20 protein-coding genes are annotated in these 19,740 nt (G+C 65.5%); 8 read left to right on the top strand and 12 right to left on the bottom strand.

What is annotated here, in order from left to right; all coding sequences use genetic code 11:
- Nucleotide 1: 1 nt before the first annotated feature.
- The 3 genes from yidD to rpmH are packed head-to-tail and all read right to left on the bottom strand — an operon-like array spanning nt 2 to nt 792.
- Nucleotides 2–247: a membrane protein insertion efficiency factor YidD gene (gene yidD / locus ACIGFL_RS18590; RefSeq protein WP_013717990.1), complete on the bottom strand. Its 246-nt coding sequence runs from the start codon at nt 245–247 to the stop codon at nt 2–4.
- Entirely contained in the window at nt 240–644 is a 405-nt protein-coding gene (gene rnpA / locus ACIGFL_RS18585; protein ID WP_082457793.1) for a ribonuclease P protein component, read from the bottom strand. Before rnpA ends, yidD begins: the two co-directional genes overlap by 8 nt.
- Nucleotides 645–657: 13 nt before the next feature.
- Nucleotides 658–792: a 50S ribosomal protein L34 gene (gene rpmH / locus ACIGFL_RS18580; RefSeq protein ID WP_003246698.1), complete on the bottom strand. Its 135-nt coding sequence runs from the start codon at nt 790–792 to the stop codon at nt 658–660.
- A 518-nt stretch (nt 793–1,310) separates the two neighbouring features.
- On the opposite strand from rpmH, the gene dnaA reads away from it, so the two are divergent.
- From dnaA to gyrB, 4 genes are read left to right on the top strand one after another with little or no spacing between them, the layout of a single operon-like run.
- The gene (gene dnaA / locus ACIGFL_RS18575; protein WP_122109583.1) at nt 1,311–2,801 is read left to right on the top strand and encodes a chromosomal replication initiator protein DnaA; all 1,491 of its coding nucleotides are present in this window, start codon (nt 1,311–1,313) and stop codon (nt 2,799–2,801) included.
- A 32-nt stretch (nt 2,802–2,833) separates the two neighbouring features.
- Entirely contained in the window at nt 2,834–3,937 is a 1,104-nt protein-coding gene (gene dnaN / locus ACIGFL_RS18570) for a DNA polymerase III subunit beta (RefSeq protein WP_021445375.1), read from the top strand.
- A 13-nt stretch (nt 3,938–3,950) separates the two neighbouring features.
- Nucleotides 3,951–5,054, top strand: coding sequence for a DNA replication/repair protein RecF (gene recF / locus ACIGFL_RS18565; protein WP_397498115.1), 1,104 nt, complete (start codon nt 3,951–3,953; stop codon nt 5,052–5,054).
- Between the two features lie 4 nt (nt 5,055–5,058).
- Nucleotides 5,059–7,476, top strand: coding sequence for a DNA topoisomerase (ATP-hydrolyzing) subunit B (gene gyrB, locus ACIGFL_RS18560; RefSeq protein ID WP_122109581.1), 2,418 nt, complete (start codon nt 5,059–5,061; stop codon nt 7,474–7,476).
- Nucleotides 7,477–7,767: 291 nt separating this feature from the next.
- Here gyrB and ACIGFL_RS18555 read toward each other — a convergent pair whose 3' ends face one another.
- The 4 genes from ACIGFL_RS18555 to glyQ all read right to left on the bottom strand — a co-directional run bounded on the left by ACIGFL_RS18555 (nt 7,768) and on the right by glyQ (nt 12,203).
- Nucleotides 7,768–8,535: a lysophospholipid acyltransferase family protein gene (locus ACIGFL_RS18555; protein ID WP_397498114.1), complete on the bottom strand. Its 768-nt coding sequence runs from the start codon at nt 8,533–8,535 to the stop codon at nt 7,768–7,770.
- 13 nt (nt 8,536–8,548) lie between these two features.
- A complete protein-coding gene (gene gmhB / locus ACIGFL_RS18550) occupies nt 8,549–9,079 on the bottom strand; it encodes a D-glycero-beta-D-manno-heptose 1,7-bisphosphate 7-phosphatase (RefSeq protein WP_021445371.1) in 531 nt (176 codons plus the stop codon).
- 80 nt (nt 9,080–9,159) lie between these two features.
- The gene (glyS, locus tag ACIGFL_RS18545) at nt 9,160–11,214 is read right to left on the bottom strand and encodes a glycine--tRNA ligase subunit beta (protein WP_397498113.1); all 2,055 of its coding nucleotides are present in this window, start codon (nt 11,212–11,214) and stop codon (nt 9,160–9,162) included.
- Nucleotides 11,211–12,203: a glycine--tRNA ligase subunit alpha gene (gene glyQ / locus ACIGFL_RS18540; protein ID WP_122109578.1), complete on the bottom strand. Its 993-nt coding sequence runs from the start codon at nt 12,201–12,203 to the stop codon at nt 11,211–11,213. The genes glyS and glyQ overlap by 4 nt, the downstream gene beginning before the upstream one ends.
- Nucleotides 12,204–12,363: 160 nt before the next feature.
- On the opposite strand from glyQ, the gene ACIGFL_RS18535 reads away from it, so the two are divergent.
- The 4 genes from ACIGFL_RS18535 (at nt 12,364) to ACIGFL_RS18520 (ending at nt 15,071) form a co-directional block, all read left to right on the top strand.
- Complete coding sequence (locus ACIGFL_RS18535; protein ID WP_397498112.1) at nt 12,364–12,930, top strand: DNA-3-methyladenine glycosylase I; 567 nt, start codon at nt 12,364–12,366, stop codon at nt 12,928–12,930.
- A 91-nt stretch (nt 12,931–13,021) separates the two neighbouring features.
- Nucleotides 13,022–13,909 carry a lysophospholipid acyltransferase gene (locus ACIGFL_RS18530; RefSeq protein ID WP_021445367.1) on the top strand — a complete coding sequence of 296 codons (888 nt, stop codon included), beginning with the start codon at nt 13,022–13,024 and terminating at the stop codon, nt 13,907–13,909.
- A gap of 103 nt (nt 13,910–14,012) precedes the next feature.
- Nucleotides 14,013–14,276 carry a PilZ domain-containing protein gene (locus tag ACIGFL_RS18525; RefSeq protein ID WP_122109576.1) on the top strand — a complete coding sequence of 88 codons (264 nt, stop codon included), beginning with the start codon at nt 14,013–14,015 and terminating at the stop codon, nt 14,274–14,276.
- Nucleotides 14,277–14,420: 144 nt separating this feature from the next.
- Nucleotides 14,421–15,071, top strand: coding sequence for a 7-cyano-7-deazaguanine/7-aminomethyl-7-deazaguanine transporter (locus tag ACIGFL_RS18520; RefSeq protein ID WP_397498111.1), 651 nt, complete (start codon nt 14,421–14,423; stop codon nt 15,069–15,071).
- Here the strand turns inward: ACIGFL_RS18520 and ACIGFL_RS18515 are convergent, their stop codons facing one another.
- From ACIGFL_RS18515 to fmt, 5 genes are read right to left on the bottom strand one after another with little or no spacing between them, the layout of a single operon-like run.
- Nucleotides 15,072–15,632 carry a hypothetical protein gene (locus tag ACIGFL_RS18515; RefSeq protein ID WP_397498110.1) on the bottom strand — a complete coding sequence of 187 codons (561 nt, stop codon included), beginning with the start codon at nt 15,630–15,632 and terminating at the stop codon, nt 15,072–15,074.
- A gap of 55 nt (nt 15,633–15,687) precedes the next feature.
- The gene (locus tag ACIGFL_RS18510) at nt 15,688–16,023 is read right to left on the bottom strand and encodes a hypothetical protein (protein ID WP_397498109.1); all 336 of its coding nucleotides are present in this window, start codon (nt 16,021–16,023) and stop codon (nt 15,688–15,690) included.
- 35 nt (nt 16,024–16,058) lie between these two features.
- Nucleotides 16,059–17,432 (bottom strand): Trk system potassium transporter TrkA, encoded by a 1,374-nt coding sequence (trkA, locus tag ACIGFL_RS18505; RefSeq protein ID WP_021445362.1) that lies wholly within the window; start codon nt 17,430–17,432, stop codon nt 16,059–16,061.
- A gap of 12 nt (nt 17,433–17,444) precedes the next feature.
- Entirely contained in the window at nt 17,445–18,758 is a 1,314-nt protein-coding gene (gene rsmB / locus ACIGFL_RS18500; RefSeq protein WP_122109574.1) for a 16S rRNA (cytosine(967)-C(5))-methyltransferase RsmB, read from the bottom strand.
- Nucleotides 18,755–19,699, bottom strand: coding sequence for a methionyl-tRNA formyltransferase (fmt, locus tag ACIGFL_RS18495; protein WP_122109573.1), 945 nt, complete (start codon nt 19,697–19,699; stop codon nt 18,755–18,757). The genes rsmB and fmt overlap by 4 nt, the downstream gene beginning before the upstream one ends.
- Nucleotides 19,700–19,740 lie beyond the last annotated feature (41 nt).

Genomic DNA, 19,740 nt, shown 5'->3' with positions numbered 1-19,740 from the left:
ATTATTCGGCCATCGAAGGGGAACGGGAGGTTTTCACGGGAGGCACCGGGTCGAAGCCGCCGGCATTCCAGGGGTGGCAGCGACCGAGCCGGCGAGCCGCCAGCCAGCCGCCACGCAGGAAGCCATGTTGCTCGATGGCTTCGTAGGCATAGCAGGAACAGCTGGGATAGAAGCGACAATGACTGGCCATCAGCGGGCTGATGGCGTAGCGATACACCTGGATACAGGCTAGGGCCGCTTTACGCATGGGGATTGTCGCTTGTCCCGGGGGAGGCATGTGCGTCGCGACTGGGCCGGCTACGGGCCAGGCGTCTCCAGAGCTTGCCGAACTGCTGAGCGAGTTCGCCATTCTCCAGATCGCCGAGGCCCTTACGGGCGACCACCACTATGTCCCAGCCGACCAGGTCGTCCTGGTTCAGGCGGAAGGACTCGCGGATTTGACGCTTGATGCGGTTGCGCTCGACGGCGAGCTTGACGCTCTTCTTGCCGATCACCAGACCCAGGCGGGGATGATCGAGCTGGTTGTCGCGCGCTAGCAGCAGGACACTTTTGCCCGGAGCTTTGCCGCTTGGGGAGTCGAAGACTGCCTTGAATTGCCGGGGGGTCAGCAGACGCTTTTCCCGGCCGAAGCCTCGACTCACCACCTGTCTGGATGAATTAGACAGTCAGACGCTTGCGGCCCTTGGCGCGACGACGCGACAGGACGGCACGGCCGTTCTTGGTGGCCATGCGGGCACGGAAACCGTGGGTACGAGCGCGCTTGATGGTGCTGGGTTGGAAAGTGCGTTTCATGGTGCGTTACCTGGGTGATCGACTAGGGTCGGAATGACCCTGGTTTAAAGAGACCGGCAATTCTAGAGAAAGCCGCGCGGCAGGTCAATTTCCAACCAGCCTTTTCGCCAAATAAGAATAGAAAGAAGGAAAGGTTTAAAGCTCTTTTTCTATGTTGATAATGATTAGGCCGGCTTCCTTCTGTGGAGAACTGCCCGCAGCGCCCGCCATCCGTGGCCTTGCCGGGATGATAAGGTTGTCAGGAAACGGTGCCGGGCCTGTGTGCTCCCTGCGCACAGGCTGGGGGCAATCTGCCGGGTTACCCACAGGCAGGTTATCCGCTGTCCTGTCCCCAGGCTTTTGCAACGACTTCACGGGGCCTTATCCACAAGCTTGGACATGGCCCTGATAAGCCTGATGAATGCCAATAAGGCTTTGATTTTACTTGGCCATCTGCTCTGCGCCGTGTGGATAACTCCGCCTTGGGCGGCTACAATGACGGCTGTTTTTTGCATCGCCGCCTGGAAAGGGGATAGTCAGTGTCAGTGGAACTATGGCAGCAGTGCGTCGAGCTTCTGCGCGACGAGTTGCCGGCCCAGCAATTCAACACCTGGATCCGTCCTCTGCAGGTCGAAGCCGAAGGCGACGAGTTGCGCGTCTATGCGCCCAACCGCTTCGTGCTCGACTGGGTCAACGAGAAGTACCTGAGTCGTCTGCTCGAGCTGCTCGGCGAGCGTGCCAACGGCCTGGTGCCGGCGCTCTCTCTATTAATAGGCAGCAAACGCACTGCCGCGGCGCGGGTGGCGCCGAACGCACCACTGCCAGCCGCCGCCCGCGCGGCCCAGGTGCAGGCGGCCGCGGCGGCGAGCAAACCGCCGGCGCCGCCCGCGCAGGAGGAACCTTCGCGCGCCAGCTTCGACTCCATGGCCGGGGCTGCCCCGCAGGCGCCGACTCCGGCGGTGGCGCCGCGCACAGAGCGCACCGTGCAGGTCGAAGGCGGTCTCAAGCACACCAGTTACCTCAATCGCACCTTCACCTTCGACAACTTCGTCGAGGGCAAGTCCAACCAGTTGGCTCGCGCCGCGGCCTGGCAGGTGGCGGACAACCCCAAGCACGGCTATAACCCGCTGTTCCTCTATGGCGGCGTCGGCCTGGGCAAGACCCACCTGATGCACGCGGTGGGCAACCACCTGCTGGCGAAGAACCCCAACGCCAAGGTGGTCTACCTGCATTCCGAGCGCTTCGTCGCCGACATGGTCAAGGCGCTGCAGCTCAATGCGATCAACGAGTTCAAGCGCTTCTACCGTTCGGTGGACGCGCTGCTGATCGACGATATCCAGTTCTTCGCCAAGAAGGAGCGCTCCCAGGAAGAGTTCTTCCACACCTTCAACGCCCTGCTCGAAGGCGGCCAGCAGGTGATCCTTACCAGCGACCGCTACCCGAAGGAGATCGAGGGCCTGGAAGAACGCCTGAAGTCGCGCTTCGGCTGGGGCCTGACCGTGGCGGTGGAGCCGCCGGAGCTGGAAACCCGCGTGGCGATCTTGATGAAGAAGGCCGACCAGGCCAAGGTCGAACTGCCGCACGACGCGGCGTTCTTCATCGCCCAGCGCATCCGCTCCAACGTGCGCGAGCTGGAAGGTGCGCTGAAACGGGTGATCGCTCACTCGCACTTCATGGGCCGCGACATCACCATCGAGCTGATTCGCGAATCGCTCAAGGACCTGCTGGCCCTGCAGGACAAGCTGGTGAGCATCGACAATATCCAGCGCACCACCGCCGAGTACTACAAGATCAAGATCACCGATCTGCTCTCCAAGCGCCGCTCGCGCTCCATCGCCCGGCCGCGCCAGGTGGCCATGGCGTTGTCGAAGGAGCTGACCAACCACAGTCTGCCGGAAATCGGTGTGGCCTTCGGCGGCCGCGATCACACCACGGTGTTGCACGCATGCCGTAAGATTGCTGAACTTAGGGGATCCGACGCGGACATCCGCGAGGACTACAAGAACCTGCTGCGCACCCTGACTACCTGATACCGCAGCTCCACGAGGCAAGGGACTAGACCATGCATTTCACCATTCAACGCGAAGCCCTGTTGAAACCCCTGCAACTGGTCGCCGGCGTCGTGGAACGCCGCCAGACCCTGCCGGTGTTGTCCAACGTCCTGCTGGTGGTTGAAGGCCAGCAGCTGTCGCTCACCGGCACCGATCTGGAAGTCGAACTGGTCGGCCGCGTCACCCTGGAAGAGGCCGCCGAACCAGGCGAAATCACCGTGCCGGCGCGCAAGCTGATGGACATCTGCAAGAGTCTGCCGTCCGACGCGCTGATCGACATTCGCGTCGACGAGCAGAAGCTGCTGGTCAAGGCCGGGCGCAGTCGCTTCAGCCTGTCCACCCTGCCGGCCAACGACTTCCCCACCGTCGAGGAAGGTCCGGGCTCGTTGACCTTCAACCTGCCGCAAGCCAAGCTGCGTCGCCTGATCGAGCGCACCAGCTTCGCCATGGCCCAACAGGACGTGCGCTACTACCTCAACGGCATGCTGCTGGAAGTGCAGAGCGGCCTGCTGCGCGCCGTCGCTACCGACGGTCACCGCCTGGCCATGTGCTCGATGGAGGCGGCCATCCAGCAGGACGGCAAGCACCAGGTGATAGTGCCGCGCAAAGGTATTCTCGAGCTGGCCCGCCTGCTCACCGAACAGGACGCCGAAGTCAGCATCGTCCTCGGCCAGCACCACATTCGCGCCAACACCGGTGAGTTCACCTTCACCTCCAAGCTGGTCGACGGCAAGTTCCCCGATTACGAGCGCGTGCTGCCGCGTGGCGGCGACAAGCTGGTACTGGCGGATCGTCAGGGCCTGCGCGAAGCCTTCAGCCGTACCGCGATCCTGTCCAACGAGAAGTACCGCGGTATTCGCCTGACCCTGGCCGCCGGCCTGCTGAAAATCCAGGCCAACAACCCGGAGCAGGAAGAGGCCGAGGAAGAGATCGTCGTCGACTACAACGGCGCCAGCTTGGAGATCGGCTTCAACGTCAGCTACCTGCTCGACGTGCTGGGCGTGATGGGCACCGAGCAGGTGCGCCTGATCCTCTCCGACTCCAACAGCAGCGCCCTGCTGCAGGAAGCCGACAACGACGATTCCGCCTACGTCGTCATGCCGATGCGCCTGTGACCGAAGCCGCTAGATGTCGCTGACCCGCGTAACGGTCACCGCGGTGCGCAACCTGCACCCGGTGACCCTCTCCCCCTCCCCCCGCATCAACATCCTTCACGGCGCCAACGGCAGCGGCAAGACCAGTCTGCTGGAAGCCATCCATCTGCTCGGCCTGGCCCGCTCCTTTCGCAGCTCCCGTCTGCAGCCGGTGATCCATTACGAACAACCGGCCTGTACCGTGTTCGGTCAGGTACAGCTGGCCGAAGGCGGCAGCAGCAACCTGGGCATTTCCCGCGACCGCCAGGGCGAGCTGCAGATTCGCGTGGATGGACAGAATGCGCGCAGCGCAGCGCAGCTGGCCGATCTGCTGCCGTTGCAGCTGATCAACCCGGACAGTTTTCGTCTGCTCGAGGGGGCGCCGAAGATTCGCCGGCAGTTCCTCGATTGGGGCGTGTTCCACGTGGAACATCGCTTCCTCGGTGCCTGGCAGCGCCTGCAGAAGGCCCTGCGGCAGCGGAACTCGTGGCTGCGCCATGGTACACTTGACGGCGCTTCGCAGGCCGCGTGGGACCGCGAACTGTGCACTGCCAGCGCGGAGATAGACACCTATAGACGGGCCTATATCCAGGCACTGAAACCGGTATTCGAGCGTACCCTGGCAGAGCTGCTGAAACTCGAAGGGCTGACCCTGAGCTACTACCGCGGCTGGGACAAGGATCGTGAGCTGAGCGACGTGCTCGCCGCCTCCCTCCTCCGCGACCAGCAACTCGGGCATACCCAGGCAGGCCCCCAGCGCGCCGATCTGCGCTTGCGGCTGGCCGGTCATAACGCGGCGGAGATCCTTTCGCGAGGGCAACAGAAATTGGTGGTGTGCGCGTTGCGCATCGCCCAGGGCCACTTGGTCAACGAGGCCAAGCGCGGCCAATGTATCTATCTGGTCGACGACCTGCCGTCGGAACTGGATGAGCAGCACCGGTTGGCATTGTGCCGGTTGCTGGAAGATTTGCACTGCCAGGTGTTCATCACCTGTGTAGACCATGAATTGTTGAGGGACGGCTGGCAAACGGATACGCCGGTTGCCATGTTCCACGTGGAACATGGCCGTATCACCCAGACCCACGACCACCGGGAGTGAAGGCATGAGCGACAACCAAACGTACGACTCCAATAACATTAAGGTCCTCAAGGGCCTGGATGCCGTACGCAAGCGGCCTGGCATGTACATCGGAGATACAGACGATGGCAGCGGTCTGCACCACATGGTGTTCGAGGTGGTCGACAACTCCATCGACGAGGCCCTGGCCGGGCATTGCAGCGAGATCGTCATCACCATCCATCCGGATGAGTCGATCAGCGTGCGTGACAACGGCCGCGGCATTCCGGTGGATATCCACAAGGAAGAAGGTGTTTCCGCCGCCGAAGTGATCATGACCGTGCTGCACGCCGGCGGTAAGTTCGACGACAACAGCTACAAGGTTTCCGGCGGTCTGCATGGCGTGGGTGTTTCGGTGGTCAACGCGCTGTCCAAGGAGCTGGTGCTGACCATCCGCCGCGGCGGCAAGATCTGGGAACAGACCTACGTGCATGGCGTGCCCCAGGCGCCGCTGGCCGCCGTTGGTGACACCGAAGGCACCGGCACGCAGATTCATTTCAAGCCCTCGGAAGAAACCTTCCACAATATCCACTTTAGCTGGGACATCCTGGCCAAGCGCCTGCGCGAACTGTCCTTCCTCAACTCCGGCGTCGGCATCCTGCTCAAGGACGAACGCAGCGGCAAGGAAGAACTGTTCAAGTACGAGGGCGGTCTGCGCGCCTTCGTCGAGTACCTCAACCACAACAAGACCACGGTCAACCAGGTGTTCCACTTCAACGTGCAGCGCGACGATGGCGTCGGCGTGGAAGTGGCCCTGCAGTGGAACGACAGCTTCAACGAGAACCTGTTGTGCTTCACCAACAACATTCCCCAGCGCGACGGCGGCACCCACCTCGCCGGCTTCCGCTCGGCGCTGACGCGTAACCTCAACACCTATATCGAGCAGGAAGGCCTGGCCAAGAAGTTCAAGGTCAGCACCACCGGCGACGATGCCCGCGAAGGCCTGACCGCGATCATCTCGGTCAAGGTGCCGGACCCGAAATTCAGCTCGCAGACCAAGGACAAGCTGGTCTCCAGCGAAGTGAAGACCGCGGTCGAACAGGAAATGGGCAAGTACTTCGCCGACTTCCTGCTGGAAAACCCCAACGAAGCCAAGGCCGTGGTCGGCAAGATGATCGACGCTGCCCGCGCCCGCGAAGCCGCGCGCAAGGCCCGCGAGATGACCCGCCGCAAGGGCGCGCTGGATATCGCCGGGCTGCCCGGCAAGTTGGCCGACTGCCAGGAAAAGGACCCGGCGCTGTCCGAACTCTACATAGTGGAGGGTGACTCCGCGGGCGGTTCTGCCAAGCAGGGCCGCAACCGCAGGACCCAGGCGATCCTGCCGCTCAAGGGCAAGATCCTCAACGTGGAAAAAGCCCGCTTCGACAAGATGCTCTCCTCCCAGGAAGTCGGCACCCTGATCACCGCCCTCGGCTGCGGTATCGGGCGCGAGGAGTACAACATCGACAAGCTGCGTTACCACAACATCATCATCATGACCGACGCCGACGTCGACGGCTCGCACATCCGTACCCTGCTGCTGACCTTCTTCTTCCGCCAGCTGCCGGAGCTGATCGAGCGCGGCTACATCTACATCGCCCAGCCGCCGCTGTACAAGGTGAAGAAGGGCAAGCAGGAGCAGTACATCAAGGACGACGAGGCCATGGACGAATACATGACCCAGTCGGCCCTGGAAGACGCCAGCCTGCACGTCAACGAAGGCGCCCCAGGCCTGGCCGGCGAGGCGCTGGAGAAGCTGGTGGGCGAGTACCGTGGGGTGATGAAGACCCTCAATCGCCTATCGCGTCTGTACCCGATCGAGCTCACCGAGCACTTCGTCTACCTGCCGCGCGTCAGCGTCGAGCAACTGGCAGACCAGGGTGCCATGCAGGCCTGGCTGGGCCTGCTCGATGCGCGCCTGAAGGTCATGGAGAAGTCCGGTCTGGTGTACAAGACCAGCCTGCGCGAAGACCGCGAGCGCCACCTGTGGCTGCCCGAGGTGGAGCTGATCTCCCACGGCGTCTCCAGCTACATCACCTTCAACCGCGACTTCTTCGCCAGCAACGACTACCGCACGGTGACCGCCCTCGGCGAGCAGCTCAACAACCTGCTGGAAGACGGCGCCTACGTACAGCGCGGCGAGCGCAAGAAGCCGGTGACCAGCTTCAAGGAAGGCCTGGAATGGCTGATGAGCGAGAGCACCAAGCGCCACAGCATCCAGCGCTACAAGGGGCTCGGCGAGATGAACCCGGAGCAGCTGTGGGAAACCACCATGGACCCGGAAGTGCGCCGCATGCTCAAGGTGACCATCGAGGACGCCATCGCCGCCGACCAGATCTTCAACACTCTGATGGGCGATGCCGTGGAGCCGCGCCGCGACTTCATCGAGTCCAACGCCCTGGCGGTGTCCAACCTGGACTTCTGATCGGCAGCAAGATCAGGCCAAGCAGATTTTTTGGCCGCGTCCTAAACAGAAAGCCCCGGCTGAAAACAGCCGGGGCTTTCTGTTTATAAGTGCTGCCATTAACTAAGGATCAAGTTGAGCTGATCGTCGAGCGTGCAGGCGCGCCGGCCTCGGGTGTGCCTTGTTCCGGACAACTTATGCCCGGCGGCGGTGATACCGCTTCAGAGAAAAATACCCATAAAAATCAATGCGCTATAGGAAAAACTAGCGCCTTTCCTACCGTTCGCCCACAGCTTATCCACAGCGGACTAGTCAGGCCTGCTCGGCGAGGCTGGCCAATTGCGGCGCGGCGCCGCGCAGTTCGGTCTGCCGTTCGCAGACCCAGGCGAAGGCGCGTTCGTTGAGTTCGGCGATGGCGCGCGGGCCCTCGCCTTCGGCGTGCATCGGTACGCCGATGATCACCTGCACGGTGCCGGGGCGTTTGCCCCAGCCCTGCTTGGGCCAGAACTCGCCGGCATTGTGGGCGATGGGCAGCAGCGGCAGACCGGCGTTCACCGCCAGCGACGCGCCGCCGCGGGAGAACTTGCCGATCTGGCCCGGCGGAATGCGCGTGCCCTCGGGGAAGATCAGCACCCAGGCGCCCTGCTTGAGGCGTTCGTCGCCCTGCTTGGCCAGCTGCTTGAGCGCCGCCTTGGGGTTGCTGCGGTCGATGGCGATGGGCTTGAGCAGGGCCATGGCCCAGCCGAAGAATGGCACGCGCAGCAGCTCGCGTTTGACCACCTGGGACAGCGGCTCGAACAGCGCAGAGAGGAAGAAGGTCTCCCAGGTGCTCTGGTGGTTGGCCAGGATCACGCAGGGCTGCGCGGGGATGTGCTCCAGGCCGCGCACCTGGTAGCGGATGCCGACCACCACCCTGGCCAGCCACACCGCGCAGCGGCACCAGTTCTGGATGACGAAGCGGTAGCGCCGGCGGAACGGCAGGAAGGGCGCCGCCAGTACGCTGACGATGCACCAGAGAAAGGCGCTGGACGACAGGAGCAGGTAGAAGAGCGTGGTTCTGAGGGCCTGCGATATCGTCATGGAGCCTTGCACCTTATGAGAGCAGTTGATCGGCGACGGCCGCCAGATCATCGAATACCAGGGTTCCCGGCGGCAACGGTTTGGCCAGGGTACGTTCGCCCTTGCCGGTTTTCACCAGCACGGGCTGACAGTCGACGGCTTGCGCGGCCTGCAGGTCACCGCTGCTGTCGCCGACGAACCACACGCCTGCCAATGGCGTGCCGTAGTGCGCGGCAATGCCGTGCAGCAGGCCCGGTTTCGGCTTGCGGCAGGCGCAGCCGTCGTCCGGCCCGTGCGGGCAGTGGAGGATCAGGCCGAGGTCGCCGCCCTGCTCCGCCACCAGTTCGCGCAGGCGCGCGTGCATGGCTTCGAGGGTGGCCAGGTCGTAGTAGCCACGGGCGATGCCGGATTGGTTGGTGGCCACCGCCACGGTCCAGCCGGCGCGCGACAGGCGGGCGATGGCGGCGATGGACGAAGGGATCGGAATCCATTCGTCCAGGCTCTTGATATAGGCGTCGGAGTCCTGGTTGATGACGCCGTCGCGGTCGAGAATCAGCAACTTCATAGCTACAAGCTCCAAGGCGCAAGCTCCAAGTCAGGGCGGACAGCTTGCCGCTCGAAGCTTGGAGCTTGCCACGGCTGGCGTCAGCCCAGCACCGAGATATCCGCCACGCCGAGGAACAGCCCGCGCAGGCGGGCCAGCAGGGCGTAGCGGTTGGCGCGTACCTTGGCGTCTTCGGCGTTGACCAGCACCGCCTCGAAGAAGGCGTCCACCGGCTCGCGCAGGCTGGCCAGCTGGCTCAGCGCCTGGCTGTACTGACGCGACGCGGCCAGCGGTTGCACGGCCTGGTCGGCCTGCTGGATCGCGGCGTTGAGGGCGAACTCGCTGGGGCTGTCGAAGTAGTGCGCCTCGACCTGGGCGGCGATGCCGCCTTCGGCCTTGCTCAGCAGGTTGGACACGCGCTTGTTCGCCGCGGCCAGGGCGGCGGCCTGCGGCAGGGCGCGGAACGCCTGCACGGCCTGCACGCGCTGGTCGAAGTCCAGCGGCGAGGTCGGGCCGACCGCGCGCACCGCCTGGTACACCGCGACCTCGACGCCTTCGTCCTCGTAGCGGGCGCGCAGGCGGTCGAAGATGAACTCCAGCACCTGATTGCCCAGCCCGTCGGCCTTGATCTTGTCCCCGAACTGCTCGATGGCGAAGGCCACGGCGGCGGCCAGGTCGAGATCCAGGTCCTTCTCGATCAGGATCCGCAGAATCCCCAGCGCCGCGCGACGCAGGGCGTAGGGGTCCTTGGAGCCGGTGGGCAGCATGCCGATGCCGAAGATGCCGACCAGGGTGTCGAGCTTGTCGGCCACCGCCACGGCCGCGCCGGTCAGGGTGCTCGGCAGCTCGGCCCCTGCCCCACGCGGCATGTACTGCTCGTTCAGGGCCAGGGCGACGTCCTGCGGCTCGCCGTCGTTGAGCGCGTAGTAGTAGCCGGCGATGCCCTGCATCTCGGGGAATTCACCGACCATCTCGGTGGCCAGGTCGCACTTGCACAGCAGACCGGCGCGGGCGGCGCGCTGGGCGTCGCCACCGATCTGCCCGGCGATGAACCCGGCCAGGGCGGAGACGCGCTGGGCCTTGTCGTAGACCGAGCCGAGCTGGGCCTGGAACACCACGTTGGCCAGGCGCTGGTTGAAGCCTTCGAGCTTGTTCTTCTTGTCCTGCTTGAAGAAGAACTCGGCGTCGGTCAGGCGCGGGCGCACCACTTTCTCGTTGCCGGCGACGATCTGCGCCGGGTCCTTGGACTCGACGTTGGCCACGGTGATGAAACGCGGTAGCAGCTTGCCCTTGGCATCGAGCAGGCAGAAGTACTTCTGGTTGTCCTGCATGGTGCTGATCAGCGCCTCCTGCGGCACCTCGAGGAAGCGTTCCTCGAAGGAGCAGACCAGCGGCACCGGCCACTCGACCAGCGCGGTCACTTCGTCCAGCAGCGCCGGCGGCACGATGGCCGTGCCCTGCTCGGCGGCGGCCAGCTCGTCGACGCGGCGGGAGATAAGCTCGCGGCGTTCGGCGAAGTCGGCCAGCACATAGGCGCTGCGCAGGTCTTCGGCGTAGCTGGCCGGGCTGCCGATGCGCACCTCGCGGTTGGCGTGGAAGCGGTGGCCGCGGGACACGCGGCCGGCCTTCTGGGCGAGGATCTCGCAGTCGACGACCGCATCGCCGAACAGCATCACCAGCCACTGGGTGGGACGGACGAACTCGTCGCGGCGATCGGCCCAGCGCATGCGTTTGGGGATCGGCAGGTCGTTCAGCGAATCCTGCACGATGGTCGGCAGCAGCTGCACCGCCGGCTGGCCGGGGATGTGCTGGGCGAAGCGCAGTTTCGCGCCGCTGCGGTCGATCTCGGCGATATCCACACCGCACTTGCGGGCGAAGCCGAGGGCGGCCTGGGTCGGATTGCCGTCGGCGTCGAAGGCGGCCTGGATGGGCGGGCCATCGAGGTTCATGCTGCGGTCGGCCTGCTGTTCTTCGAGCTGCTCGATCAGCACTGCCAGGCGACGCGGCGCTGCGTACACGCGGCTGGCGGCATAGCCCAGACCGGCGGCCTTGAGGCCTTTCTCGATGCCGGCGAGGAAGGCCTCGCCGAGGCTCTTCAGGGCTTTCGGCGGCAGCTCTTCGGTGCCCAGTTCGACCAGAAAATCTTGTGCACTCATGCTTGCGCCTCCAGGGTGTTGCCCAGGTCTTCGTCTTGCAGGAGACCTGCATCCTTGAGCTTGGCCAGTACTTCGTCACGCAGTTCGGCGCTGGCCATGGGGAAGCCGAGGCGGGCACGCGCCTGCAGGTAGCTTTGCGCCACGGCGCGGGCCAGGGTGCGCACGCGCAGGATGTACTGCTGACGCGCGGTCACCGAGATGGCGCGGCGGGCGTCGAGCAGGTTGAAGGTGTGCGAGGCCTTGAGCACCATCTCGTAGGTCGGCAGCGGCAGCTGCAGCTCGATCAGGCGATTGGCTTCGCTCTCGTAGAAATCGAACAGCTCGAACAGCTTGTCGACGTTGGCGTGCTCGAAGTTGTAGGTGGACTGCTCCACCTCGTTCTGGTGGAACACGTCGCCGTAGGTCACGGTGCCGAACGGGCCGTCGGTCCAGATCAGGTCGTAGACCGAGTCGACGCCCTGCAGGTACATGGCCAGGCGCTCCAGGCCGTAGGTGATCTCGCCGGTCACCGGGTAGCACTCGATGCCGCCGACCTGCTGGAAGTAGGTGAACTGGGTGACTTCCATGCCGTTGAGCCAGATTTCCCAGCCCAGGCCCCAGGCGCCGAGGGTCGGCGATTCCCAGTTGTCCTCGACGAAGCGGATGTCGTGCACCAGCGGGTCGATGCCGATGGCCTGCAGCGAGCCGAGGTACAGCTCCTGGAAGTTCTCCGGGTTGGGTTTCAAGACCACCTGGAACTGGTAGTAATGCTGCAGGCGGTTGGGGTTCTCGCCGTAGCGGCCGTCGGCCGGACGGCGCGAGGGCTGCACGTAGGCGGCGTTCCAGGTCTCGGGACCGACGGCGCGCAGAAAGGTGGCGGTGTGGAAGGTCCCGGCGCCCACTTCCATGTCGTAGGGCTGCAGCACCACGCAGCCCTGCTCGGCCCAGTAGTTCTGCAGGGCCAGGATCAGGTCCTGGAAGGTGCGCACGGCAGGCTTGGTCTGGCTCACGAAAAATTCACCTGTTGAGGCTGCGACGGAAAGCCGGGGAGTATATCGAAACTGGGCGCAGCCCGCAGGATCAGGCGCGCCCGGCTTCGCGAGACTGTATTTATATCCAGCTGTTCTACCGCTATAGTCCGAGCCATCTCCCGCGACCGAGGCCGAGACCATGCCCCGCTGCTTCTGGTGTACCGATGATCCGCTGTACCAGGCCTACCACGACGAGGAATGGGGCGTGCCGCAGCGCGAGCCGCGCGCGCTGTTCGAGATGCTGCTGCTCGAAGGGGCCCAGGCCGGGCTGTCGTGGATCACCGTGCTGAAGAAGCGCGAGCGCTACCGTCAGGTGCTGCATGGCTTCGAGCCCGAACGCCTGGCGCGGCTGAGCGACGAGGAAATCGAGGCGCTGATGCAGGAACCCGGCATCATCCGCAACCGCCTCAAGCTCAAGGCCGTGCGGCAGAATGCCCAGGCCTGGCTGAAGCTGGAGGATCCGGTGATCTGGCTCTGGTCCTTCGTCGGCGGCGCGCCGAAGATCAATCATTTCAGCGACCGCAGCCAGATGCTGGCGGTGACGCCCGAGGCCGAGGCGATGAGCAAGGCGCTGCGCAAGGCGGGCTTCAACTTCGTCGGGCCGACCATCTGCTATGCCTTCATGCAGGCCACGGGCATGGTGATGGACCACACCACCGACTGTGACCGTTACCCCGCGTTGAGCGGTTCGGCGGCGACGGCCTGAAGGCCGCAGGGGCCACAGATCGCATCCGGGCTACGTGATCTGAGCATGGCGGGTACAATGCCGGCTTTTCACGCAACCCCTGGAGTCATTCGTGGAAGCATTCAAAGGCCGGCTGGTGGTCGGCTTTCTCCGTCTGTTCGCCCTGCTGCCCTGGCGCGCCGTGCAAGCGGTGGGCAATGCCATCGGCTGGCTGATGTGGAAATTGCCCAACGGCTCGCGCGACGTGGTGCGCATCAACCTGAGCAAGTGCTTTCCCGAGCTGAATCAGGCCGAACTGGATCGTCTGGTCGGGCAGAGCCTCAAGGACATCGGCAAGACCCTGACCGAAAGCGCCTGCGCCTGGATCTGGCCGGCGCAGAAATCGCTCAAGCTGATCCGCCAAGTGGAAGGCCTGGAAGTGCTGCAGCAGGCGCTGGCCTCGGGCAAGGGCGTGGTCGGCATCACCAGCCACCTGGGCAACTGGGAAGTGCTCAACCACTTCTACTGCAACCAGTGCAAACCGATCATCTTCTACCGCCCACCCAAGCTCAAGGCCGTCGACGAGCTGCTGCAGCAGCAGCGCGTGCAGATGGGCAACCGTGTGGCGCCCTCGACCAAGGAAGGCATCCTCAGCGTCATCAAGGAAGTGCGCAAAGGCGGCGCCGTGGGCATTCCCGCCGATCCGGAGCCGAGCCGTTCCGCCGGCGTTTTCGTGCCCTTTCTCGGCACCACCGCGCTGACCAGCAAGTTCGTCCCCGGCATGCTCGCCGGCGGCAAGGCGGTCGGCGTGTTCCTGCATGCGCTGCGCCTGCCGGACGGCAGCGGCTACAAGGTGATCCTCGAAGCGGCGCCCGAAGGCATGTACAGCGAGAACGTGGAAGAAGGCGTGGCGGCCATGAGCGAAGTGGTGTCGCGCTACGTGCGCAACTATCCGAGTCAGTACATGTGGAGCATGAAACGCTTCAAGAAACGTCCGGACGGCGAGGCCAAGTGGTACTGAAGCAAGGCGCCGCGATGGCGCCTTTTTTCCGCCAATCCTTGGGATTTGCCGACGTTTTGCGTTATTAAAGGCGGCATCCTCCGCGCCGAATGGAAGCCCCGCCATGTCGAATCAGCGTCACCAGGTACGCACCCCGATCAAGTGCCGGATCAAGATCTGCCACCCCAGCTTCGGCGAACTGGTGGCGCAGACCCGCGACCTGTCCGACAGCGGCGTCTACGTGCGGCATCCGCAGATGGCCGCGCTGAGCGTCGGCGATCGGGTCAGCGGCCAGGTGCAGGACCTGCCGATCGAGGCACCGGTGCTGCAGATGGAGGTGGTGCGGGTGGATGCCGAAGGGGCCGGGCTGCGCTTTATGCAGGCCTGAGCGCTGTACAAGAAATGACCGCCCATCCGCCGCGGGTTAAAAAGTTACCCTGCGAGTCAGGAAATCGCTAGAATGCCGGCCGCCGCGCCAGGTCGCGGCCCGACCATGGGTTCCCTCACCCCATCGCACTCAAAAAGGATCGACATGCACAGCCTCACCCCTTCGGCCCGCCGTGCGGCGCTGGCCGTTCTGATCGCCTTCCATATCCTGATCATCATCGCCAGCAACTACCTGGTGCAGCTGCCCATGAGCCTGTTCGGCTGGCAGACCACCTGGGGCGCGTTCAGCTTTCCCTTTATCTTCCTCGCCACCGACCTGACCGTGCGCCTGCTTGGCAAGGGCCCGGCGCGCCAGGTGATCGCCCGGGTCATGCTGCCGGCGCTGCTGGCGTCCTACGTGGTCTCGGTGCTGTTCCACGAGGCGCGCTTCGCCGGCTTCGCCGCCCTCGGCGAGTTCAACGCCTTCGTCTTCCGCATCGCCCTGGCCAGCTTCCTCGCCTATGTGCTGGGGCAGCTGCTGGATATTCAGGTGTTCGACCGCCTGCGCCAGCTGCGCCAGTGGTGGGTGGCGCCGGCCGCCTCGACCCTGCTGGGCAACCTGCTGGACACCTACGCCTTCTTCTCCATCGCCTTCTGGCGCAGCGGCGACGCCTTCATGGCCGCCAACTGGGTGGAGATCGCCACGGTGGACTATGCGATCAAGCTGGCGATCAGCCTGATTCTGTTCGTGCCGCTGTACGGCATGCTGCTCGGCGCCATCGGCCGGCTGCTGCCGCGGGAGCGGGCAGTGGCCTGATCAAGCCACCTGAACCACGTTGAAGATCTCCATCGGGCCGTTGTCGAAACCGCCCATGCTGCGGGTGCGCAGATCCACGCGAACGACGCTGATGCCCTTGGGCGAAGCGCCCTTGGACCAGTCGACGAAGACGACGCTGTTGGAGTAGAAGTCGTAGGACGGCACCGGCACCTTCCAGCGTCCCCATACGTCCCCTTTCCAGCCCCGCCCGGACCAGTCGGTGTCGGCAGTCGAGCCAGACTGCTGCGCCAGATGGGCGACGAATACCCGCCCATCGGTACTGCCGACCACGATCTGACAGCCGCTGAACGGGCCGCTCGCCGACCAAGTCTCGCCGGCCTCGGCGATGCCGTAGGCGGCGCGGGTCTCGACGTAATGCACCCACATGCCGGGCGGGCTGCCGATGCCGGCTGACAGGGTGAGGATGCCGTTGCCGTCGGTGCCCAGGCTTGCCTGACTACGACAGGAGATAGCGCCCGTGCCGCCGGTATTCGGTGCGCGCAGGGTAACGGCCAGTTGGCCATTCTTGGCGGCGACAAGGCCGGAGAAGCTGGGTTTCATCGGTCGACTCCCATGCGAGGGCGAAGGGCGAAGCAAGGCTTCGCCTCAGGCTAGCTCAGGAGCGGCGGGCTGTCAGGAGTGGGGCCTTGTCCAGCTTGCGCAGAAACACCGTCATTTCCTTTTCCGCCTGCTTGTCGCCCTTGGCTTGCGCGGCGGCGATGCCCTGTTGCCAGGCCTGGCGCGCGCCGTCGGTGTCGGCGCCGGCCTGCAGGGCCTTGCCCAGCAGCTTCCAGGCTGCCGAATAAGCCGGATCGAACTCGACGCAGCGGCGCAGGTGTTCGGCAGCCAGGGCGGCGTTGCCGGCATCCAGATGGCCCTTGCCCAGGCCGAAGCGCAGCAGGGCGTTGTCGGTGCCTTTGGCCAGCAGTTTTTCCAGCGTCTCGGTGCTCATCTCGGATCCTGCGTTGTCGCCCGGACTGGCCGGGCTCAAAAGAACGTCAGGCCGGCCTGGAACAGGCGCTCGACGTCGCGGATGTACTTTTTGTCGACCAGGAACAGGATCACGTGGTCGCCGGACTCGATCACCGTGTCGTCGTGGGCGATCAGCACTTCCTCGTCGCGGATGATGGCGCCGATGGTGGTGCTCGGCGGCAGGGCGATGTCCTCGATCATGCGGCCGATCACCTTGCTCGACTTGGCGTCGCCGTGGGCGATCACCTCCAGCGCCTCGGCCGCGCCGCGGCGCAGGCTGTGCACGCTTTCGATATCGCCGCGGCGCACGTGGGTCAGCAATGTGCCGATGGTGGCCAGCTGCGGGCTGATGGCGATGTCGATCTCGCCGCCCTGCACCAGGTCGACGTAGGCCGGGTTGTTGATGATGGTCATCACCTTGCGCGCGCCGAGGCGCTTGGCCAGCAAGGACGACATGATGTTGGCCTCGTCGTCGTTGGTCAGGGCGAGGAAGATGTCGGCGTCGTTGATGTTCTCTTCCACCAGCAGGTCGCGGTCCGAGGCGCTGCCTTGCAGCACTATGGTGCTGTCGAGGGCTTCGGACAGGTAGCGGCAGCGCGCCGGGTTCATCTCGATGATCTTCACCTGGTAGCGGCTCTCGATGGCCTCGGCCAGGCGTTCGCCGATATGCCCGCCGCCGGCGATCACCACCTTCTTGTAGCTGTCCTCGAGGCGGCGCATCTCGCTCATCACCGCGCGGATGTGGGCCTTGGCGGCGATAAAGAACACCTCGTCGTCGGCCTCGATCACCGTGTCGCCCTGCGGCATGATCGGCCGGTTGCGGCGGAAGATCGCCGCCACCCGGGTGTCGACGTTGGGCATGTGCTGACGCAGCTGGCGCAGCTGCTGGCCGACCAGCGGGCCGCCGTAGTAGGCCTTGACCGCCACCAGCTGCGCCTTGCCCTCGGCGAAGTCGATCACCTGCAGGGCGCCGGGGTGTTCGATCAGGCGCTTGATGTAGTTGGTCACCACCTGCTCGGGGCTGATCAGCACGTCGACCGGGATCGCCTCGTTGTCGAACAGGCCGCTGCGGGTCAGGTAGGCCGCCTCGCGCACCCGGGCGATCTTGGTCGGGGTGTGGAACAGGGTATAGGCCACTTGGCAGGCGATCATGTTGACTTCATCGCTGTTGGTCACCGCCACCAGCATGTCGGCATCGTCGGCGCCGGCCTGGCGCAGCACGGTGGGGAAGGAGCCCTTGCCCTGCACGGTGCGGATATCCAGGCGGTCGCCCAGGTCGCGCAGGCGGTCGCCGTCGGTGTCGACCACGGTGATGTCGTTGGCCTCGCTGGCCAGGTGTTCCGCCAGGGTGCCGCCGACCTGGCCGGCGCCGAGAATAATGATCTTCACTGATGGGCTCCGTTAGCCGCGCGCGGGCGCGGCGGTCTTGATCAGCTTGGCATAGTAGAAGCCGTCGTGGCCGTCCAGCTGCGGCAGCAACTGGCGACCGTGTGGCGATTGCAGGCCGAAGTCGCCGGCGATGGTCACTTCCTGCGCATCCGGGGTGCGGGCGAGGAAGGCGGCGACGGTCTCGCTGTTCTCGGTCGGCAGCACCGAGCAGGTGGCGTAGAGCAGCACGCCGCCCGGCGCCAGCGTCGGCCACAGGGCGTCGAGCAGCTCACCCTGCAGCTGGGCCAGGGCGGGGATGTCCTCGGGCTGGCGGGTCAGCTTGATATCCGGATGGCGGCGGATCACCCCGGTGGCCGAACAGGGCGCATCGAGCAGGATGCGCTGGAACGGCGTGCCGTCCCACCAGGCGGCGGTGTCGCGGCCGTCGGCGGCGATCAGGGTGGCGTCGAGCTGCAGGCGTTCGAGGTTTTCGCGCACGCGCGCCAGGCGCTTGGCCTCCAGGTCCACGGCCACCACTTCGCGCAAGGCCGGCTCGACCTCCAGCAGGTGACAGGTCTTGCCGCCGGGCGCAGCGCAAGCGTCCAGCACCCGCTGGCCGGGGGCCAGCTCGAGCAGCTCGGCGGCCAGCTGCGCAGCCTCGTCCTGCACGCTGACGCGGCCTTGCTTGAAGCCGGGCAGCGTGGTCACGTCGCAGGGCTGCAGCAGGCGCACGCCGTCGCGGCTGAAGGTACAGGGTTCGGCTGCAAGGCCTGCACTGCGCAGCTCTTCGAGATAGGCGTCGCGGCTGCCGTGGCGGCGATTGACCCGCAGGATCAGCGGCGGGTGGGCGTTATTGGCGGCGCAGATGGCTTGCCAGTGCTCGGGCCAGTGCGCCTTGAGCGCCTTCTGCAGCCAGCGCGGGTGGGCGGTGTGCAGCACCGGGTCGCGCTCCAGTTCGGCGAACAGCGCCTCGTGCTCGCGCTGGGCGCGGCGCAGCACGGCGTTGAGCAGGCCCTTGGCCCAGGGTTTTTTCAGCGCGCCGGCGCAGCCGACCGTTTCGCCGATGGCGGCGTGCGCCGGGATGCGGCTGTGCAGCAGCTGGTAGAGGCCGATCAGCAGCAGGGCTTCCACGTCCTTGTCGGCGGCCTTGAAGGGCTTGTCCAGCAGCCTGTCGGCCAGCAGCTGCAGGCGCGGCTGCCAGCGCGCGGCACCGAAGGCCAGGTCCTGGGCCAGGGCGCGGTCGTGGTGTTCGACCTTGTCCAGTTGCGGCGGCAGGCTGCTGCCCAGCGAGGCCTTGCCGGACAGTACGGCGGTCAGGGCGCGGGCGGCGGCCAGGCGTGGGTTCATTGACCGAGCACCAGGCCGGCGGCGAACTGCTCGCGGCGGCTGTTGTAGAGGTCGGCGAAAGCCAGCGGTTTGCCGCCGGGCAGCTGCACACGAGTCAGGCGCAGCGCGCCCTCGCCGCAGGCCACGGTCAGGCCGCGCTTGTCGGCGGCGAGGATGCTGCCGGGCGCACCGCTGCCCTCGCCTATCTCCGCTGCGTGGACTTTCAGGGCATCGCCCGCCAGCGTGGTATGGCAGATCGGCCAGGGGTGAAAGGCACGTACCAGGCGCTCCAGTTCCACGGCCGGACGACTGAAGTCGAGGCGCGCCTCGTCCTTGTTCAGCTTGTGCGCGTAGTTGGCCTGGGCATCGTCCTGCACTTCGCCGACCAGGGTGCCGGCGGCCAGGCCGGCGATGGCGGTGAGCACGGCCTGCGGACCGAGCTGGGCAAGGCGGTCGTGCAGGCTGCCGCCAGTATCCTCAGCACTGATCGGCGTGCTGACCTTGAGCAGCATCGGCCCGGTGTCCAGGCCGGCTTCCATCTGCATCACGGTGACGCCGCTCTCGCCGTCGCCGGCCTGCACCGCGCGCTGGATCGGCGCGGCGCCGCGCCAGCGCGGCAGCAAGGAGGCGTGGCTGTTGATGCAGCCCAGGCGCGGCGTGTCGAGCACCGCCTGCGGCAGGATCAGGCCGTAGGCCACCACCACCATCAGGTCCGGCTTGAGCGCGGCCAGCTCGGCCTGGGCCTCTTCGTTGCGCAGGCTGGCCGGTTGGTAGACGGGGATGCCGTGCTCCACGGCGAGCTGCTTGACCGGGCTGGGCGCAAGCTTCTGGCCGCGGCCGGCCGGGCGATCCGGCTGGGTGTAGACGGCGACGATTTCATGCTGGCTGGCCAGCAGGGCCTTGAGGTGCTCGGCGGCGAATTCCGGGGTGCCGGCGAAGACGATGCGCAGGGAGTCAGACATGGGGGCTCGCTAAAAGAAAAAGGCTTGCCGCGGCAAGCCTT

The organism is Pseudomonas sp. NPDC077649, assembly GCF_044542855.1.
Taxonomy (GTDB): domain Bacteria; phylum Pseudomonadota; class Gammaproteobacteria; order Pseudomonadales; family Pseudomonadaceae; genus Aquipseudomonas.
Note: the sequence above shows the minus strand (reverse complement) of the source record. Positions and strands in the feature narration are given on the sequence as shown.

Excerpts from the sequence above, each read along its gene's own strand:
- glyS (WP_397498113.1), bottom strand. The coding sequence starts at position 11,214 with ATGAGTGCACAAGATTTTCTGGTCGAACTGGGCACCGAAGAGCTGCCG.
- yidD (WP_013717990.1), bottom strand. The coding sequence starts at position 247 with ATGCGTAAAGCGGCCCTAGCCTGTATCCAGGTGTATCGCTACGCCATC.
- ACIGFL_RS18555 (WP_397498114.1), bottom strand. The coding sequence starts at position 8,535 with ATGACGATATCGCAGGCCCTCAGAACCACGCTCTTCTACCTGCTCCTG.
- recF (WP_397498115.1), top strand. The coding sequence starts at position 3,951 with ATGTCGCTGACCCGCGTAACGGTCACCGCGGTGCGCAACCTGCACCCG.
- fmt (WP_122109573.1), bottom strand. The coding sequence starts at position 19,699 with ATGTCTGACTCCCTGCGCATCGTCTTCGCCGGCACCCCGGAATTCGCC.
- ACIGFL_RS18525 (WP_122109576.1), top strand. The coding sequence starts at position 14,013 with ATGTCGAATCAGCGTCACCAGGTACGCACCCCGATCAAGTGCCGGATC.
- ACIGFL_RS18520 (WP_397498111.1), top strand. The coding sequence starts at position 14,421 with ATGCACAGCCTCACCCCTTCGGCCCGCCGTGCGGCGCTGGCCGTTCTG.
- ACIGFL_RS18535 (WP_397498112.1), top strand. The coding sequence starts at position 12,364 with ATGCCCCGCTGCTTCTGGTGTACCGATGATCCGCTGTACCAGGCCTAC.
- rpmH (WP_003246698.1), bottom strand. The coding sequence starts at position 792 with ATGAAACGCACTTTCCAACCCAGCACCATCAAGCGCGCTCGTACCCAC.
- dnaN (WP_021445375.1), top strand. The coding sequence starts at position 2,834 with ATGCATTTCACCATTCAACGCGAAGCCCTGTTGAAACCCCTGCAACTG.
- ACIGFL_RS18515 (WP_397498110.1), bottom strand. The coding sequence starts at position 15,632 with ATGAAACCCAGCTTCTCCGGCCTTGTCGCCGCCAAGAATGGCCAACTG.
- gyrB (WP_122109581.1), top strand. The coding sequence starts at position 5,059 with ATGAGCGACAACCAAACGTACGACTCCAATAACATTAAGGTCCTCAAG.
- gmhB (WP_021445371.1), bottom strand. The coding sequence starts at position 9,079 with ATGAAGTTGCTGATTCTCGACCGCGACGGCGTCATCAACCAGGACTCC.
- ACIGFL_RS18510 (WP_397498109.1), bottom strand. The coding sequence starts at position 16,023 with ATGAGCACCGAGACGCTGGAAAAACTGCTGGCCAAAGGCACCGACAAC.
- rsmB (WP_122109574.1), bottom strand. The coding sequence starts at position 18,758 with ATGAACCCACGCCTGGCCGCCGCCCGCGCCCTGACCGCCGTACTGTCC.